The 16,443-nt window shown below is 70.4% G+C and carries 16 protein-coding genes and 1 riboswitch; of the genes, 7 read left to right on the forward strand and 9 right to left on the reverse strand.

Annotated features, from left to right (window positions below; translation table 11 throughout):
• Positions 1 to 36: 36 nt before the first annotated feature.
• The 4 genes from ACFY8W_RS19310 to ACFY8W_RS19325 form a co-directional block, all read right to left on the reverse strand.
• A complete protein-coding gene (locus tag ACFY8W_RS19310; protein WP_391106364.1) occupies positions 37 to 930 on the reverse strand; it encodes a LysR substrate-binding domain-containing protein in 894 nt (297 codons plus the stop codon).
• A gap of 258 nt (positions 931 to 1,188) precedes the next feature.
• Positions 1,189 to 2,379, reverse strand: a complete 1,191-nt coding sequence (locus ACFY8W_RS19315) for a cystathionine gamma-lyase (protein ID WP_391106366.1) — start codon at positions 2,377 to 2,379, stop codon at positions 1,189 to 1,191.
• A complete protein-coding gene (locus ACFY8W_RS19320) occupies positions 2,376 to 2,891 on the reverse strand; it encodes a low molecular weight protein-tyrosine-phosphatase (RefSeq protein WP_391106368.1) in 516 nt (171 codons plus the stop codon). The genes ACFY8W_RS19315 and ACFY8W_RS19320 overlap by 4 nt, the downstream gene beginning before the upstream one ends.
• Positions 2,892 to 2,900: 9 nt before the next feature.
• Positions 2,901 to 3,278 carry a phage holin family protein gene (locus ACFY8W_RS19325; RefSeq protein ID WP_391106370.1) on the reverse strand — a complete coding sequence of 126 codons (378 nt, stop codon included), beginning with the start codon at positions 3,276 to 3,278 and terminating at the stop codon, positions 2,901 to 2,903.
• Between the two features lie 49 nt (positions 3,279 to 3,327).
• On the opposite strand from ACFY8W_RS19325, the gene ACFY8W_RS19330 reads away from it, so the two are divergent.
• From ACFY8W_RS19330 to ACFY8W_RS19345, 4 genes are all read left to right on the forward strand, one after another.
• The gene (locus ACFY8W_RS19330; protein WP_391106372.1) at positions 3,328 to 3,645 is read left to right on the forward strand and encodes a cupin domain-containing protein; all 318 of its coding nucleotides are present in this window, start codon (positions 3,328 to 3,330) and stop codon (positions 3,643 to 3,645) included.
• A 189-nt stretch (positions 3,646 to 3,834) separates the two neighbouring features.
• Positions 3,835 to 4,050: a DUF5326 family protein gene (locus ACFY8W_RS19335; protein ID WP_391106885.1), complete on the forward strand. Its 216-nt coding sequence runs from the start codon at positions 3,835 to 3,837 to the stop codon at positions 4,048 to 4,050.
• Between the two features lie 314 nt (positions 4,051 to 4,364).
• Positions 4,365 to 5,102, forward strand: coding sequence for a helix-turn-helix domain-containing protein (locus tag ACFY8W_RS19340; protein ID WP_391106887.1), 738 nt, complete (start codon positions 4,365 to 4,367; stop codon positions 5,100 to 5,102).
• 136 nt (positions 5,103 to 5,238) lie between these two features.
• A complete protein-coding gene (locus ACFY8W_RS19345; protein ID WP_391106374.1) occupies positions 5,239 to 5,673 on the forward strand; it encodes an SsgA family sporulation/cell division regulator in 435 nt (144 codons plus the stop codon).
• Positions 5,674 to 5,709: 36 nt separating this feature from the next.
• On the opposite strand, the gene ACFY8W_RS19350 is transcribed toward ACFY8W_RS19345, so the two are convergent.
• Positions 5,710 to 7,053 carry a YibE/F family protein gene (locus tag ACFY8W_RS19350; RefSeq protein ID WP_391106376.1) on the reverse strand — a complete coding sequence of 448 codons (1,344 nt, stop codon included), beginning with the start codon at positions 7,051 to 7,053 and terminating at the stop codon, positions 5,710 to 5,712.
• Between the two features lie 72 nt (positions 7,054 to 7,125).
• A riboswitch (TPP riboswitch) is annotated at positions 7,126 to 7,272 on the forward strand.
• On the opposite strand from ACFY8W_RS19350, the gene thiC reads away from it, so the two are divergent.
• Entirely contained in the window at positions 7,267 to 9,057 is a 1,791-nt protein-coding gene (gene thiC / locus ACFY8W_RS19355; protein WP_391106378.1) for a phosphomethylpyrimidine synthase ThiC, read from the forward strand. (Overlaps the previous riboswitch by 6 nt.)
• Before the next feature lie 60 nt (positions 9,058 to 9,117).
• On the opposite strand, the gene ACFY8W_RS19360 is transcribed toward thiC, so the two are convergent.
• The 3 genes from ACFY8W_RS19360 to ACFY8W_RS19370 form a co-directional block, all read right to left on the reverse strand.
• Positions 9,118 to 9,942 carry a hypothetical protein gene (locus ACFY8W_RS19360; RefSeq protein ID WP_391106380.1) on the reverse strand — a complete coding sequence of 275 codons (825 nt, stop codon included), beginning with the start codon at positions 9,940 to 9,942 and terminating at the stop codon, positions 9,118 to 9,120.
• A 160-nt stretch (positions 9,943 to 10,102) separates the two neighbouring features.
• Entirely contained in the window at positions 10,103 to 11,386 is a 1,284-nt protein-coding gene (locus ACFY8W_RS19365; protein WP_391106890.1) for a metallophosphoesterase, read from the reverse strand.
• Between the two features lie 279 nt (positions 11,387 to 11,665).
• On the reverse strand, positions 11,666 to 12,772 hold the full coding sequence (locus tag ACFY8W_RS19370; protein ID WP_046908646.1) for a LacI family DNA-binding transcriptional regulator: 1,107 nt from the start codon (positions 12,770 to 12,772) through the stop codon (positions 11,666 to 11,668).
• Positions 12,773 to 13,143: 371 nt separating this feature from the next.
• On the opposite strand from ACFY8W_RS19370, the gene hisC reads away from it, so the two are divergent.
• A complete protein-coding gene (hisC, locus tag ACFY8W_RS19375; protein ID WP_391106382.1) occupies positions 13,144 to 14,250 on the forward strand; it encodes a histidinol-phosphate transaminase in 1,107 nt (368 codons plus the stop codon).
• A 92-nt stretch (positions 14,251 to 14,342) separates the two neighbouring features.
• Here the strand turns inward: hisC and ACFY8W_RS19380 are convergent, their stop codons facing one another.
• The gene (locus ACFY8W_RS19380) at positions 14,343 to 14,720 is read right to left on the reverse strand and encodes a cyclophilin-like fold protein (protein WP_391106384.1); all 378 of its coding nucleotides are present in this window, start codon (positions 14,718 to 14,720) and stop codon (positions 14,343 to 14,345) included.
• Positions 14,721 to 14,923: 203 nt separating this feature from the next.
• Between ACFY8W_RS19380 and ACFY8W_RS19385 the strand changes: the two genes are divergently transcribed.
• Positions 14,924 to 16,429 (forward strand): cytochrome ubiquinol oxidase subunit I, encoded by a 1,506-nt coding sequence (locus ACFY8W_RS19385; RefSeq protein ID WP_391106386.1) that lies wholly within the window; start codon positions 14,924 to 14,926, stop codon positions 16,427 to 16,429.
• Positions 16,430 to 16,443: the final 14 nt, after the last annotated feature.

Genomic DNA, 16,443 nt, shown 5'->3' on the forward strand with positions numbered 1-16,443 from the left:
GCACCCGCTGTCCTGAAACACTCGCCGTCCCGGAACTCACCAGTCCCCCGCGGCGCGCAGCAGCCACTCGTGGGCGCGTGCGATGTGCGGCAGGGCGAGCGTGCCGGTGCGGACGACGAGGAAGTAGGTGCGCAGCGGCGGCACCGGAGGATCGAGCAGGGCCACGAGCCGTCCGTGCTCCAGGTCCTCCTCGCACAGGTAGCGCGGGAGCACGGCGAGGCCCGCGCCGGAGGCGGCGGATTCCTTCACCGCCCGCAGGTCGGGGGCGATCACGGTCGCGGTGGCGGCCGGCTTGGACTCGAAGACGGCCGCCCAGTAGCGGGCGACGAAGGGCAGCGACTCGTGGACCTCGACCACCGGAAGCTGCTCCAGGACGACGGCGCCCTCGCGGAGCACGTCCGGAGAGAGCCGCGTGGCCCAGCGCGGGGCCGCGACCAGGACGTGCTCCTCGTCGCAGAGGGGTGTGGCGGTGAAGAGCCCGCCGCGCGGCCGGCCGGTGGCGACCGCCAGGTCGTGGTGGCCGGCGGCGAGGCCGTCCAGGGTCTCCTCCGCGTTGACCGGGAGGGAGGCACGGACGGCGAGGCCCTGGGCGATCAGCGGGGTCAGGGCGGGCAGCAGCCGGGCCGAGGTGAACTCGGGCGGCCCGGCGACGTGCAGGGTGCGCAGGCCCTCCCGCTCGTCCGGACCGGTCCCGGCGATCTCGACGAGGGCGTCCAGGTGCGGGGCGGCGCGGTGGGCGAGCTCGTCGCCGATGGTGGTGGGAGTGACCCCACGGGCCTGTCTGAGGAAGAGCGGGCGGCCGAGCTGGCGTTCCAGGGTGCGGATCTGGCTGGTGACCGCCGGCTGGGAGAGACCGAGGAGCGCGGCGGCGCGGGTGAAGGACCCGGCCCGGTGCACCGTGACGAACGTGCGCAGCAGCGTCAGATCCATGTCCGCCCCTCCCGGCCCGTCGGGCGGGCCGTTCGACTCAGGCGGTCCGCGGACGGCGCCTCAGGACCGTCCAACTATAAATAAGTCGATAGGCCGCTGTCGCTACCGTGATTGGACACTGACGCAGAGTCAACTAGCCTTGTTCAGGCGGTTGTCCGCCGAGGAAGCCGCAGGGGGCGGGGGCGTTCCGAGCCACGAGGGGGGAGGTTCGGAACGCCCCTGCGGCCGTGCCCGCCGCTTCTCTCCCTGCCGTGCCGGCTAGCCGGCGTCCTTCGCCGCCCTGTCGAGGGCCTGGAGCACGTCCGCGATCAGGTCCTCCGGGTCCTCCGCGCCCACCGAGAAGCGGACGAAGCCCTCGGGCACCGCGTCACCGCCCCAGCGTCCGCGCCGTTCGGCCGTGGAGCGCACGCCGCCGAAGCTGGTCGCGTCGTCGACCAGTCGCAGCGCGTCCAGGAACCGGTCGGCCCGCTCCCGGTCGGGCAGCACGAAGGAGACGACGGAGCCGAAGCGCCGCATCTGCCGCGCGGCCACCTCGTGCGAGGGGTCGCCGGGCAGCCCCGGGTAGCGCAGCCCTGTCACCTCGCCGCGGCCGGTGAGCGCTTCGGCGAGGGCGAGCGCGGTGGCGCACTGGCGGTCGAGCCGCAACTGGAGCGTGGCCAGGGACCGGTGGGCGAGCCAGGCCTCCATGGGGCCGGGAATGGCGCCGACGATCTTGCGCCAGCGCCGCACCTCGGCGGCCCGTTCGGGATCGCGGCAGCTGACGTGCCCGAGGAGGATGTCGCCGTGCCCGGTCATGCCCTTGGTGTCGCTGGCCACGGAGAAGTCGGCGCCCAGCTGCAGCGGCCGCTGGCCGAGCGGCGTGGCCAGGGTGTTGTCGACGGCGACGAGTGCCCCGGCCTCGTGGGCCGCGGCCACCAGGCGGCGCACGTCGCACACGTCGAGCCCGGGATTGGACGGGGTCTCGATCCACAGCAGCTTCGCCCCGGCGAGGACGGCCAGCTGGGCGTCGCCGCCGGTCGGCGCGGTGCGGACCTCGATCCCGTACGCCCGCAGCTGCTCGTGCAGCAGGGGCAGGGCCTGGTAGCCGTCGGAGGGCAGGACGACGGCGTCGCCGGACCTGAGCTGGGAGAGCAGGACGGCGGAGACGGCGGCCATGCCGGAGGCGAAGACCAGCGTCTCGACGCCGCTCTCCCCCGGCGCCTCCAACGCGCCGATGGCGCGTTCCAGATGGGTCCAGGTCGGGTTCTCGTCACGGCCGTAGGTGTACGGGCCGGTCGGCTCGCCGGGCAGGTGGAAGTGGGCCGCGAACACCGGCCCGGGCAGGGTCGGCTCGTACTTCACGGGCTCGGGCAGCCCGGCCCGTACCGCCCGCGTGCCCTCGCCGAGCCCGCCGGCGTCGTGGCGAGCGCCCGTGCCGTCCGCTCCGGGCACCTTGTTCGTCCCGCTCATGCCGTCTGCTCCTCCACCGGGTCCGCGACCGTGGCCGCGACCGCGTCGCGCACCGCCGCGAGAAGACCCTCGCTCGCCGTCTCCACCATCTCCAGGCACTCCTCGAAGTGCTCCCGGCCGCCGTAGTACGGGTCCGGCACGTCGATGTCGGGGCCCGCTCCCGGGTCGTAGGAACGCAGCAGCCGGATCTTGGCGGCGTCCTCGGGGGTGGGCGCGAGTCGCCGCAGCTCCCGCGCGTGGCCCTGGTCGAGGGCGATCACCAGGTCGAGCGCGGGAAACCAGGAGGCGCGGAACTGCCGGGCGGTGTGCCCGGACGCGTAGCCGTTGTCGGCCAGGACGGCGACCGTGCGCGGATCGGCGCCGTCCCCCTCGTGCCAGCCTCCGGTACCGGCGCTGTCCACCTCCACCGCGCCCGCCAGACCGGCCTCCGTCACGCGGGCGCGGAAGACGTGCTCGGCCATCGGGGAGCGGCAGATGTTGCCCGTGCAGACGAAACAGACGCGGTAGGTCATGGCCGGCCCTCAGTCGCCGTCGGGCAGGACGACGTTCAGCGCCCAGGAGACGACGGAGATGATCAGGCCGCCGAGGACGGCGGTCCAGAAGCCCTCGACGTGGAAGCTCAGGTCGAGCTGGTCGGCCAGCCAGGACGTCAGGAGCAGCATGAGCGCGTTGACGACCAGGGTGATCAGACCGAGTGTCAGGATGAAGAGCGGAAACGTGAGCAGCTTGACGACCGGCTTCACCAGCCAGTTCACCAGGCCGAAAACCAGGGCGACCAGGATGAGGGTCCAGGCCTTCTTGGCGGTGCTGTCACCGGTCAGCGTGATGTCCTGCAGCAGCCAGATGGCAACGGCGAGAGCGCCCGCGTTCGCGAGCGTCTTGACGACGAAATTCTTCATGTGTCTGATCGTGGCAGACATGATCCGGCCAAGGCAGGGGCGTACGACGATGAAGGCATTCCGACTGGACGAGCTGGAGGCGGAGCGCGCCGCGAACGACGGCGCTTACCTCCAGTTCCTGCGCGAACGCAACATGTCGGTGGGTCTGTACGCACTCGACGCGGGGCAGCTCGACCCGCAGCAGCCGCACGGGCAGGACGAGGTGTACTTCGTGGTGAGCGGCCGGGCCGCGATCACGGTCGGGACGGAGACGACGCCGGTGGCTCGGGGCAGTGTGGTGTACGTGCCGGCGGGCGTCCCGCACAAGTTCCACCACATCACCGAGGACCTGCGGGTCATGGTGGTCTTCTCGCCGCCGGAGGCCTGACCCCCCTGCCGAGGGGCGCCCCTCGGCAGAGGTGCGCCCTCTCCCGGAGGCCCGACCCCTTAGGGGTCGGATCAGGGAAGAGCAGGGGCCGGGAGGGCCCCGCGGGCTTGGTGTGCGCCCCTAGCATCGGAGGTGTCCGGCGCAGAGGGCGACGGCGAACCGTTCGGAGATGAGGTAAGCGCCATGGCGGTGAAGGAGATTCTCGCGGGGATGCCGTGGTGGGTGAAGTGGATCGCCATACCCGTCATCGCTCTGGTCGTCTTCGGCGGCCTGATCACCAGCCTCCTGACCGTCGTGGTCGGTCTGCTGTTCAAGCTGCTGGTGTTCGTGGCGCTGGTGGCCGGTCTGATCTACGTCGTCAGGAAGTTCACGTCCTCGTCGACCTCCCGTCGTGAGGACTGGTAGCACAAGTTACCCATCGGTATGGCGACCCCTCGGGCGATTAGCCCGGCCGAGGGAACGCGCAGGTGGAAACCCGGTGTGGCCCCGGGACCTGCCATTAGAGTGGAAAACCTCCGCCGCCCCGGGAACCACAGGCGTAGACCTCCGCAACGACTCGCGTGATCGCGTCTGCCTCCCGGACGGGTCCGCCACCGGACCCCACCGGTCCCAGGCCGCGGCGGGCGCGCGGGGGCGGCCCCCGCGGGCGGGTGCGACGCACTCGTCGACACGCCTGGGGGTGACCTTTGGCCACGGCTTCGCAGCCCGCTGCTCCTACTCTGATCGGCTCGGTGCAGCGGGCGCTGAGACTCCTGGAGGCCGTGGGCTCCCATGAGGACGGGGCTCCCGCCAAACAGCTCGCGCGCGAGGCGGGACTTCCGCTTCCCACCGCGTACCACCTGCTCCGCACCCTGACGCACGAGGGCTATCTGCGTCGCGAGAAGGGTGTGTTCGTCTTCGGCGACGCCGCCGGCAGGCTGGTCGGCGGCGGAGTTCTGCAGAATCGTCGCACCAAGATCGAAGACTCTCTCGCCCACTGGCGGGACGCCATCGGCGTCCCGGTCTACTTCGCCATCTACCGCGAGGGCGAGATCGAGCTCGTCGCCGTCGCCGACACTCCCGCGGCCCCCGCCGTGGAGGAGTGGGCCGACTTCCGGGAGACCGGTCACGCGCACGCCATCGGGCAGTGCCTGCTGAGTCAACTGGATCTGAAGACTCGTCAAGACCACCTCGACCGCCATCCGGTGGAAGCCATCACGCCGTATACGGTGCGTAATCGCCGGTCCCTTTTGGATCGTTTGGGCGGTATGGGGCGAATGGAGCCCCTGGTGGAGCGTCAGGAATATGCGCTCGGCACGGTCTGTGCGGCCATTCCCATCACCGCGGGGTCCACGGCGGCCGCGATGGCGATTTCCCTCCCTCTTCACCAGGAAGAACGGTTGCTACCTGCTATCGACCGGCTACAGAATGAGATCGGAAAGCTCTTCAGCTCGCTCGCGTTCTCTATCAGTATCTGAAAAATCACTCCTTGTGATCCGCTAGCGCGTACAGCACGATTGCGTCAAGAGGGCCATGGGGGATCATTCCTGGCCGTTTCGGTCACAGCTTTCAGCAGCGTGTTTACACAACTGCTCATCTACTGCGGGGTACATCATGCGAGAGACGGTTCAGGCCGAGGTCCTGATGAGCTTCCTCGTCTCCGAGGAGCTCTCCTTCCGGATCCCGGTGGAACTGCGATACGAGACCCGCGACCCCTATGCGGTGCGGATGACGTTCCACCTTCCCGGAGACGCGCCCGTGACCTGGGCCTTCGGCCGCGAGCTGCTGCTCGACGGGATCAACCGCCCCAGCGGGGACGGCGACGTGCACATCGCGCCGACCGACCCCGAGGGACTCTCCGACGTGATGATCCGCCTTCAGGTCGGCGGCGACCGCGCCCTGTTCCGCGCGAGCGCGCCGCCGCTCGTCGCCTTCCTCGACCGCACGGACAAGCTCGTCCCACTCGGTCAGGAAGAGGCACTGGGCGACTTCGAGGACAGCCTGGAGGCGGCCCTCGGACGCATCCTGGCCGAGGAGAACGCGGGTTGACCGCGGCGAGCCGACCCCGGCGGCAGACCGCCGGGCCTACTTGGCCCGGCGTCGCCGCCCGCCCCCGCCGGCCCGTGCCGGGCGCTGCTCGCCCGCTCCCGGACCCGGCCGGTCCGCCGAAACCACCAGCGCCGCAAGGCCGGTGGTGATCGGTACCGAGGCGACCAGACCGATCGAGCCGACCAGCGTCCGGACGATCTCCTCGGCCACCAGCTCGCTGTTGGCCACCGTTCCCACGCTGCTCTGCGCGATCGAGAAGAGCAGCAACAGCGGCAGGGACGCGCCCGCGTAGGCGAGGACCAGGGTGTTCACCACCGAGGCGATGTGGTCGCGGCCGATCCGGATAGCGGCCCGGTAGAGCCGCCGCGGGCCCATCGTCGGGTCGGCCTGGTGGAGTTCCCAGACCGCCGAGGTCTGGGTCACCGTCACGTCGTCGAGCACACCCAGCGAGCCGATGATGATTCCGGCGAGCAGCAGACCGGACATGTCGATCTCGGGGTACAGGCCGTGGATGAGACCGGTGTTGTCGTCCGTGTTGCCGCTGAGCGAGGCCCAGCCGATGAACAGCGAGCCGAGCAGGCCGATCAGCAGCAGCGAGACCAGCGTGCCCAGGACCGCGACCGAGGTGCGGGCCGACAGGCCGTGGCACAGGTAGAGCGCGATCAGCATGATCGCGCTCGATCCGACGATGGCGACCACCAGCGGATTCGATCCCTGGATGATCGCCGGCAGGATGAACAGGGTCAGCACCAGGAAGCTCGCCGCGAGCGCGATCAACGCCATCACGCCGCGCATCCGGCCGACGATGACGACGGCGAGCGCGAAGATGCCGGCGAGCACGGCGATCGGCAGCTTCCGGTTCACGTCGGTGACGGAGTACTGCAGGTCGCGCGGGGCGTCGGGGGCGTACGCCACCACCACGCCCTGTCCCTCGTGGAGTTGGCGGGGCGCGTCCGGCTGCACGATCTCGGTGAACCTACGGCCCTTGTCCGGGCCGGTGGTGACCTCGACGGTCGCCTTCTCGCACTGCCCCTGCTGGGCGTTGACCGCCTCGCGCCCCTCCGGGGTGGAGGTGTCGCCGGTCGGCGGGACCTGGGCGGCGTTCACGTCCTTGCAGTCGACCTGCTCGACGGCGACGACCTTGCCCTGCTCGGTCTGCCGGTCGAAGCCGACGCCCGTGGGCTCGTGCCCGGGGGTGCCACCCGGCCACAGCACCACGAGCCCGACGGCGACGGCGGTGGCGAAGGGGATGAGCACCGCGGCGATGACCTTCCGCAGGTGCCGTGAGACGGGTGCGGCGGGGCCGTGGCCGTGCGCATGGCCGTGCCCGTGGCCGTGCCCGTCGCCGTGGGGTTCCTGGGGCTGCTGCGTTGACGTCACCGACCGATCATCGCAAGAACGTCGAGGCCCCCACTGTTCAGCACGCCAGGGATGACGCTAGCGTGGTGACACCTTTGCACACGCGGGAGCTCGGAGCACCGGGCTGAGAGGGCGCTGATCACCGTACGCGCGTACCGATGTACGTACGGGAGGAGGCTGCGCCGACCGCCGAACCTGTTACCGGGTAATGCCGGCGTAGGGAGATTCGGTCTCATGACCATTCAGGATGCACGCACGCCTGCCTCCGACCAGGACCAGAGCGGCCCGCAGGAGCGCACGCCGGGCTGGCACAAGGGCTACGTCGAGGGTTCCCGCCCCGACATCCGGGTGCCCGTCCGTCAGGTGCACCTCACCAACGGCAAGGACGTGACGCTGTACGACACGTCCGGTCCGTACACCGACCCGACCATCGACACCGACGTGCGGCGCGGCCTGCCGCCGCTGCGCGAGAACTGGATCATCTCGCGCGGTGACACGGAGGAGTACCCGGGCCGTCCGGTGCGGCCCGAGGACGACGGCATCAAGCACACCTCGCCCCGCGGCGGAGGCCTGAAGAACCTCGACGCCGTCTTCCCCGGCCGCCCGCGGCTGCCCCGCCGTGGCCGCGACGGCCAGGCGGTGACGCAGCTCGCGTACGCCCGCCGGGGCGAGATCACCCCGGAGATGGAGTACGTCGCGATCCGCGAGAACGTCTCCCCCGAGGTCGTACGGGAGGAGATCGCGGCGGGCCGCGCGGTCCTGCCGGCGAACGTCAACCACCCGGAGATCGAGCCGATGATCATCGGCAAGCGGTTCCTGGTGAAGGTCAACGCCAACATCGGCAACTCCGCGGTCACCTCCTCCATCGAGGAGGAGGTGGAGAAGATGACCTGGGCGACCAAGTGGGGCGCCGACACGGTCATGGACCTCTCCACCGGCCGCAACATCCACACCACCCGCGAGTGGGTGCTGCGCAACTCCCCCGTGCCCATCGGCACCGTGCCGCTCTACCAGGCCCTGGAGAAGGTCGACGGCAAGGCCGAGGAGCTGACCTGGGAGATCTACAAGGACACCGTCATCGAGCAGGCCGAGCAGGGCGTCGACTACATGACGGTGCACGCCGGCGTGCTGCTGCCGTACGTGCCGCTGACCGCCCGCCGCAAGACCGGCATCGTCTCGCGCGGCGGCTCGATCATGGCCGCCTGGTGCCTCGCGCACCACAAGGAGAACTTCCTCTACACGAACTTCGAGGAGCTCTGCGAGATCCTCGCGGCGTACGACGTCACGTACTCGCTCGGCGACGGCCTGCGGCCCGGCTCGATCGCGGACGCCAACGACGCGGCGCAGTTCGCCGAGCTGAAGACCCTGGGCGAGCTCAACACGATCGCCAAGCGCCACAACGTGCAGACGATGATCGAGGGCCCGGGCCACGTCCCGATGCACAAGATCAAGGAGAACATCGACCTCCAGCAGGAGATCTGCGAGGAGGCGCCGTTCTACACGCTCGGCCCGCTGACCACGGACGTCGCCCCGGCGTACGACCACATCACCTCGGGCATCGGCGCGGCGATGATCGCCTGGTGGGGCACGGCGATGCTCTGCTACGTCACGCCCAAGGAGCACCTGGGCCTGCCGAACAAGGACGACGTCAAGACGGGCGTGATCACCTACAAGATCGCGGCGCACGCGGCGGACCTGGCCAAGGGCCACCCGGGCGCGCAGGAGTGGGACGACGCGCTGTCCGACGCGCGCTTCGAGTTCCGCTGGGAGGACCAGTTCAACCTGGCCATGGACCCGGACACGGCCCGTGAGTTCCACGACGAGACGCTGCCGGCGGAGCCCGCGAAGACGGCGCACTTCTGCTCGATGTGCGGTCCGAAGTTCTGCTCGATGAAGATCTCCCAGGACATCCGCCGTGAGCACGGCGGCGACCTGAAGGCGGACGAGATCGAGGCGGGCATGGCCGCGAAGTCGGCCGAGTTCGCCGCTGCCGGGAACCGGGTCTACCTGCCGATGGCGGAGTAGCCGGGACCCGTCCCGTACCACCGGCCCGCGACCCTCGGGGGAGTCGCGGGCCGGTGCTTCTCACTCCGGCCGGTGATCCGGCGGACCGAAGTCCGGGCTGGTGAAGTCCGGGCTCGTGTACGTCGGACGCGGGGACGGGGCGCCCCCGCCCGGGCTGGTGAAGTCCGGGCCGCTGTAGCCGACTTTGGGGATGCGGCCGGTCGGCGGCGGCGACTGGCGGGGAAGCGCCGGGGCCGTGGCCGGCTCGGCGGGCGCGGCGGCCAGCGCGTCGCGCAGGAACGGCACCACGCCGCGCTCCCGCAGCGCCTGGCGCCAGGCCTCCCTGGCGCGTGACAACTCGTCGTCGGGAGTCCCGGCCGGGACTTCGGTGGCGCTGTTGCGCAGGGCGGTGACGAGGAGGCCGGCCGCCGCCCAGAGCAGGCCGGCCGCGGCGACGGCGCCGAAGAACAGGCCGGCGGTGAGCAGGGTGTCGGCGAAGGCCGGGGCCGGGTCCAGCATCTTCAGGACGGCGCCGACGAGGAGGACGACGACTGCGGCCGTGCCCGCGAGGAGCGGGGCGAGGACGGTCACGACGGCGACGACGCCCGCGCCGTCCGTGTCGGCCGGCGCCTCGCCCGTGCCGCTTCCGCTTCCGCCGGCCGTGCCCCTCGCCGCGGAGCGGACCTGTTCGCGGACCTTCACGAAGTGGTCGTACTCGGTCGCGGCGGCCGTGGTGATGAGCGCGGTCGCGTTCAGCGCCATCGCGCGCAGCTGGGTGGTGCTGAGCCGGGTCCCGGTCTCGGCGAGATCCGGGTGGTCGTGCGCGTTGCGCAGTGCGTCGTCGACGACCCGCTCGAACTCGGCGCGGTCCTCGGTCAGCAGGTGCGGAGCCACGTTCATGTGCATCCCCCGATGCTCCGTAGGGCCGGAACCGGCCGTGCTCGACGGCGGATCAGGCGGAAACGGAGGAGAGCCTGCTACGGATGAGCCGATGGTAGGGCGGTTACCGCACGCGGTGACAGGGTGTTCCCGGAAATCGCCTTCCCCGGATGCGTAGGGTTATGCGTCAGGCGGGCAGCGGGAGTTGGACGACCAGCAGCTTTCCGGCCATGGTCACTCCGCCGTCCATCGCGATGGCGAGTCCGTCCGCGTAGACGTGCGGACCGTCGACGACCGGGCGCTCGCCCTCCTCGCCGTCCTCCGTGCCGACCTGGCCGAGAAGGTACGGGATGGGGCTGTGGCCGTGCACGATCCGGCTGCCGCCGTAGGTGGCGAGCAGCTCCCGCACCGCCTGCGGGCCGGCGGCCTCGTCGCGGAACGCGAAGCGCTTGGTGAACTTCCGGAAGAGGTCCCAGACCTCGTCCGCGTCGTTCCGGTTGAGGATCTCGTGGACCTTGTCGTTGACGTCCTCGATGGTGCCGCCGTACTCCAGGTACGCCGTGGTGTCCGAGTGCAGGAGCAGGTGACCGTCCTGCTCCACGACGGCGTCGAGCCGGGACATCCACTGCAGGTGGACGTCCTGGAGGCGGTCCATGTCGTGCTTCTGGCCGCCGTTGAGCAGCCAGGCTGCCTGGAAGGTGGCGGTGCCGGCGCCGGAGCTCACCGGCGTGTCGCCGAACCGCTTGGCGCCGATCAGGAGCAGCTCGTGGTTGCCCATGAGGGCCTTGCAGTAGCCGCCGGCGGCGGCGGCCTCGGCGGAGAGGCGCATCACGAGGTCGATCACGCCGATGCCGTCGGGGCCGCGGTCGGTGAAGTCGCCGAGGAACCACAGGCGGGCGTTGCCGGCGGCCCAGCCGCCGTTCTCGTCGATGAGGCCCTGGGCGCGCAGCGCCTCCAGGAGTTCGTCGAGGTAGCCGTGCACGTCGCCGACGACGTAGAGCGGGCCGGGGCCGTCGCCCGGCACCGGGGCCGGCTGGGGCACGGGCGTGACGTGGACCTGGACGGTGTCGCCCCGGTTGATGATCGGCAGGTCGCGCTCGGTCGGCGTGTAGCCCTCGGGCGGCTCGTCGTCGGGGAACGCGTTCCCCGGGTGGCCCGAGGAGAGCGAGCCCAGGTGGAGCGTCGCGTCGGCGGGTGCGACCTCGGGCGCGGAGGCGCGAGCGGCCTCGGGCACGGAGGCGGGAGCCGCCGCGGGTGCGGGGGCAGCGGCCGGAGCGGCCACCGGTGCGGAGGCGGGGGCGACCGCGGGCACGGGAGCGGCGGGAGGCGCCGGGACGTCGGCCGGGAACGGCTCGGCCGCGTGCCCCTGGACGGGCACCCGGGCGTACGGAGGTACACGGAAGTCACGCAACGTCGCCGTGCGCACCACGGGTTCCTGCCCGGCCCCCTGTGTCATCGACCCCTCCACCACCGTCGCGATGCCCTGCACATCGCGGACCGGCCTGGTCGTGGTGGTCCGCGGTGTCGTCCGCCCATCATAGGAATGAGGGTCCTCCTGTGTGACGCACCAGGGGTGGTGAATCCGGGTCCACTCCGGGTTCACCGGTTGTTTCGCCCGAATTGGGAAGGTCCAGGCCAGGGAACGGGCAGGGCCACCCGAAGGTTTGGCCCTGCCCGTTCCCAGAGGTGCGGCCCCCACCCCGCACCTCTCGGCCCCCCGGATCCGGTCCTCGGGGTCCCTCTCCCCGGTTCAGTCCTTCGAGGGAGAGCGCGGCGGGCTCACCGTCGTGCGCGGCGAGCGTCGCTGCGAGGAGGTGCGGACGATCAGCTCCGTCGGTATCACCTGCTCGACCGGACCGTCCGTCTCGATCCCCTCGATGGCGTCGATGAGGAGCTGGACGACGGCGGTACCGATGCGGCGCGGCTTGAGCGAGAGCGTCGTGATGGGCGGTTCGGTGTTGGCGTAGACGGTCGACTCGCTGCAGCAGACGAGCAGCAGGTCGTCCGGCACCCGCAGCCCGTAGCGGCGGGCCGCCGCGAGCAGGTCGGTGCCGTTGGGGTCGAAGAGCCCGTACACGGCGTCGGGCCGGTCGGGGCGGGCGAGCAGCCGGTCGGCGGCGACGGCGCCCGCACACGGGTCGTGCGCGGGGTAGGCCTCGTAGACGGGGTCCTGGCCGACCCGTTCGCACCAGTTGAGGTACGCGGTGGTGGAGAGCCGGGTGTACGTGTCGGTGGTGGTTCCGGTGAGCAGACCGATCCGGCGGGCGCCGGCGGCGGCGAGGTGGTCGAGCAGGTCGAGGACGGCTGCCTCGTGGTCGTTGTCGACCCAGGCGGTGACCGGGAGGGTGCCGGCGGGGCGGCCGTCGGAGACGACGGGCAGCCCCTGCCGGACCAGCTCGGTCACGACCGGGTCGTGGTCGGAGGGATCGATGACGACGGTTCCGTCGAGGGCGACGTTGGACCAGACGTCATGGCGGGAGGTGGCGGGCAGGATGACGAGGGCGTAGCCGCGGGCCAGCGCGGCTGACGTCGCGGCCCTCGCCATCTCCGCGAAGTACGCGAATTCGGTGAAGGTGAAAGGTTCATCCCCGTATGTCGTCACGGTCAGGCCGATGAGTCCCGACTTGCCGGTACGGAGGGTGCGGGCTGCCGCGGACGGGCGGTAGCCCAGTCTGTCTGCGACCTCGCGGACGTGACGGCGGGTGGCGTCCGGGAGCCGGCCCTTGCCGTTGAGCGCGTCGGAGACAGTCGTGATGGAGACCCCGGCGGCGGCGGCCACGTCCCGGATGCCCGCCCGGCCCTGCCGGCTTCCCCGGGTCTGTGCCCGGCTCACCTGGTGCTTCCCTGCTGCTGTCATGGCGAGCCGATAGTAGGGCGATGGGGGTGGGTTGGGCCGGTCGCATATGCAGGCATTGACAGGCACGTTTCTGCATGATCGACATCTGAGAAATGCCTTGGAAGCAAAGGAAGTTCAGGTCAGAGACATGAGAGCTGTGGTCCTCGGTGCCCATGCGCCTGGTGAGCGTACGAGGTCTCGAAGAGGTCTCAACTCACCTCTACGGGCGATGCGCGCCACGGCGCTCGCCACCGGCGCGCGCCACCCCTGAGCGCGCTCCCCCTGCGCGGGGTGCCGTTCGCGGACCATTTGTCCACGGCCCATTCGCAGGCGAGCCGAATCCTCATAAGGTGAGGAGTATTGGTGGTACAGAAGGTCGAGGAGGACACAGAGTGAGCGAGACCAGCGGGACCAGCGGGACGAGCGCGTCGGGCCCCAGGCTGCGCGCCGTGCTGGACGGCGTCCCCACCTACAAGCCGGGCAAGCCGGCCGCCGCGGGCGGTCCGGTCGCCTTCAAGCTGTCCTCCAACGAGAACCCCTATCCGCCGCTGCCGGGCGTGATGGAGCGCGTGCTGGCCGCCGGGGCGAACTTCAACCGCTACCCGGACATGGCCTGCACCGGTCTGATGGAGGAGCTGGCCGACCGCTTCGGCGTGCCCGTCTCGCACCTGGCCACCGGCACCGGCTCGGTCGGCGTGGCACAGTCCCTGCTCCAGGCCACCTCCGGCCCGGGCGACGAGGTGATCTACGCCTGGCGTTCCTTCGAGGCGTACCCGATCATCACGCAGATCAGCGGGGCCACCTCGGTGCAGGTGCCGCTGACCGACGGTGAGGTGCACGACCTCGACGCGATGGCGGAGGCGATCACCGACCGGACCCGGCTGATCTTCGTCTGCAACCCGAACAACCCCACGGGCACGGCGGTGCGCCGCGCCGAGCTGGAGCGCTTCCTGGACCGGGTGCCCTCCGACGTCCTCGTGGTGATCGACGAGGCCTACCGGGAGTTCGTCCGCGACACCGACATCCCGGACGGCATCGAGCTCTACCGTGACCGGCCGAACGTGGCGGTGCTGCGGACCTTCTCGAAGGCGTACGGCCTCGCCGGCCTGCGGGTGGGCTTCGCGGTCGCCCACGAGCCGGTGGCGGCGGCGCTGCGCAAGACGGCGGTGCCGTTCGGCGTGAGCCAGCTCGCGCAGGACGCGGCGGTGGCCTCGCTGCGGGCGGAGGACGAGCTGCTCGGGCGGGTCGGCTCGCTGGTGGCCGAGCGCGAGCGGGTCCATGCGGGGCTGGTGGCCCAGGGCTGGACCGTGCCGGACACCCAGGCGAACTTCGTCTGGCTGCGGCTCGGGGAGCGGACCATGGACTTCGCGGCGGAGTGCGAGCGGCACGGCGTGGTGGTGCGGCCGTTCGCGGGGGAGGGCGTCCGCGTCACGATCGGTGAGTGCGAGGCGAACGACCTGTTCCTGAAGGCGGCGGAAGGCTTCCGTAAGGAGGCGTAGTCCGTCAGGTAGGCGTCTGGCGGGGCGCGTCATCCGACGCTCCCGTCAGCCGACGGGTCCGGTCGGTCGACGGGTTTCCCCGGCCGGTCCGGTCAGTCGACGAGTTCCACGCGGATCGGGTCGCCGTCCCTGACGGTGGCCAGGATCCGCGGGTCGCCGTCCACTGCGCCCAGGATGTTGCACGGGCTCGCGAGCCGCGGCTCGTCCCCGCGCGAGATGGGCGTGGGGCCGTAGGGGAGGGCGAGCGCGTCGCCCTCCGTCCAGAAGGCCACCGTGCCCGGCGCGACGACCTGCCGGGCGTCGGGCTCGACGGGGACGGAGACCGGAGTGTCGAAGTAGACCTCCTCGCCCCAGGTCCGGGCGGTGGAGGAGATCGGGAGAGCCCCCACGAGCGCCTTGCTCGTGGGGGTTTCGTCGATGGTGGCCGTGGTGTGGCCGGCGGGCCAGGAGACGCGTATCCGAAGGGTCATGGCCCGGATTCAACAGTATGTTGAATGTCTTGGGAAGGGGTGACCTTCGGTACAGGCACCCCGCCTGTACGTACGGATTTCGTATGAGCAATAATGCTTGTGAATGTGAACGCGTTCACAAGCGTGTCCCTGTTCCTCCCGTAATGGGTGGGATTAAAGGGGCAAACTGCCGATGTGGCCACGGCGATGTAAGGAGAGACGACGTGGATCTAGCGTTGGCGCCGGAGACTCTGGCGCGCTGGCAGTTCGGTATCACGACCGTCTACCACTTCCTGTTCGTTCCGTTGACGATCTCCCTCGCCGCCCTCACGGCCGGTCTTCAGACGGCCTGGGTGCGCACGGAGAAGGAGAAGTACCTCAGGGCCACGAAGTTCTGGGGCAAGCTCTTCCTGATCAACATCGCGATGGGTGTCGTCACCGGCATCGTGCAGGAGTTCCAGTTCGGCATGAACTGGTCCGACTACTCGCGGTTCGTCGGCGACATCTTCGGTGCCCCCCTGGCCTTCGAGGCGCTGATCGCGTTCTTCTTCGAGTCGACCTTCATCGGCCTGTGGATCTTCGGCTGGGACAAGCTGCCGAAGAAGATCCACCTCGCCTGCATCTGGATGGTGTCGGTCGGCACCGTCCTGTCCGCGTACTTCATCCTCGCGGCCAACTCCTGGATGCAGCACCCGGTCGGCTACCGGATCAACGCCGAGCGGGGCCGGGCCGAGCTCACCGACTTCTGGCACGTCCTCACCCAGAACACGGCGCTCACCCAGTTCTTCCACACCATGACCGCGGCCTTCCTGGTCGGCGGCGCCTTCATGGCCGGCATCGCGGCCTACCACCTGGCGCGCAAGAAGCACGTCGCGGTGATGCGGACCTCGCTGAGGCTCGGCCTGATCACGTTGATCATCGCCGGTCTGGGCACCGCGATCAGCGGTGACCTGCTCGGCAAGGTCATGTTCAAGCAGCAGCCCATGAAGATGGCCGCGGCCGAGGCCCTGTGGGACGGCGAGGCGCCGGCTCCGTTCTCCGTCTTCGCCTACGGCGACGTCGAGAAGGGCCACAACACGGTCGCCATAGAGATCCCGGGCCTGCTGTCCTTCCTCGCGAACGACGACTTCAGCTCGTACGTCCCGGGCATCAACGACGTCAACAAGGCGGAGCAGGAGAAGTTCGGGCCCGGCGACTACCGGCCCAACATCCCGGTCGCCTACTGGGGCTTCCGCTGGATGATCGGCTTCGGCATGGCCTCGCTGGCCATCGGTGTCGTCGGTCTCTGGCTGACCCGCAAGAAGTTCATGCTGGCGCCGGGGTTGCGGACCGGTGAGGACGAGGTGCCGAACCTGGTCCTGTTCAAGCGGAAGGCGCTCAGCCCCCGCCTGGGCAGGTGGTACTGGCTCGTCGCCCTCTGGACCATGGCCTTCCCGCTGATCGCCAACTCCTGGGGCTGGATCTTCACCGAGATGGGCCGGCAGCCGTGGGTCGTCTACGGCGTGCTGCGCACCCGTGACGCCGTCTCCCCCGGTGTGTCCCAGGGCGAGGTGCTGACCTCGATGATCGTCTTCACGCTGCTCTACGCCGTCCTCGCCGTGATCGAGGTCAGGCTGCTCGTGAAGTACGTGAAGGCCGGCCCGCCCGAGCTCACCGAGGACGACCTCAACCCGCCCACCCGGATCGGCGGGGACCGCGACGCCGACCGCCCCATGGCCTTCTCGTACTGAGGCTCAGGAGACCG

This window comes from Streptomyces sp. NPDC012637, from assembly GCF_042954805.1.
Taxonomy (GTDB): Bacteria; Actinomycetota; Actinomycetes; order Streptomycetales; family Streptomycetaceae; genus Streptomyces.

Bases quoted from the DNA above. Each gene is read 5' to 3' on its own strand.
- ACFY8W_RS19310 (WP_391106364.1), bottom strand. From the start codon at position 930: ATGGATCTGACGCTGCTGCGCACGTTCGTCACGGTGCACCGGGCCGGG.
- ACFY8W_RS19315 (WP_391106366.1), bottom strand. From the start codon at position 2,379: ATGAGCGGGACGAACAAGGTGCCCGGAGCGGACGGCACGGGCGCTCGC.
- ACFY8W_RS19320 (WP_391106368.1), bottom strand. From the start codon at position 2,891: ATGACCTACCGCGTCTGTTTCGTCTGCACGGGCAACATCTGCCGCTCC.
- ACFY8W_RS19325 (WP_391106370.1), bottom strand. From the start codon at position 3,278: ATGAAGAATTTCGTCGTCAAGACGCTCGCGAACGCGGGCGCTCTCGCC.
- ACFY8W_RS19330 (WP_391106372.1), top strand. From the start codon at position 3,328: ATGAAGGCATTCCGACTGGACGAGCTGGAGGCGGAGCGCGCCGCGAAC.
- ACFY8W_RS19345 (WP_391106374.1), top strand. From the start codon at position 5,239: ATGCGAGAGACGGTTCAGGCCGAGGTCCTGATGAGCTTCCTCGTCTCC.
- thiC (WP_391106378.1), top strand. From the start codon at position 7,267: ATGACCATTCAGGATGCACGCACGCCTGCCTCCGACCAGGACCAGAGC.
- ACFY8W_RS19360 (WP_391106380.1), bottom strand. From the start codon at position 9,942: ATGCACATGAACGTGGCTCCGCACCTGCTGACCGAGGACCGCGCCGAG.
- ACFY8W_RS19370 (WP_046908646.1), bottom strand. From the start codon at position 12,772: ATGACAGCAGCAGGGAAGCACCAGGTGAGCCGGGCACAGACCCGGGGA.
- ACFY8W_RS19380 (WP_391106384.1), bottom strand. From the start codon at position 14,720: ATGACCCTTCGGATACGCGTCTCCTGGCCCGCCGGCCACACCACGGCC.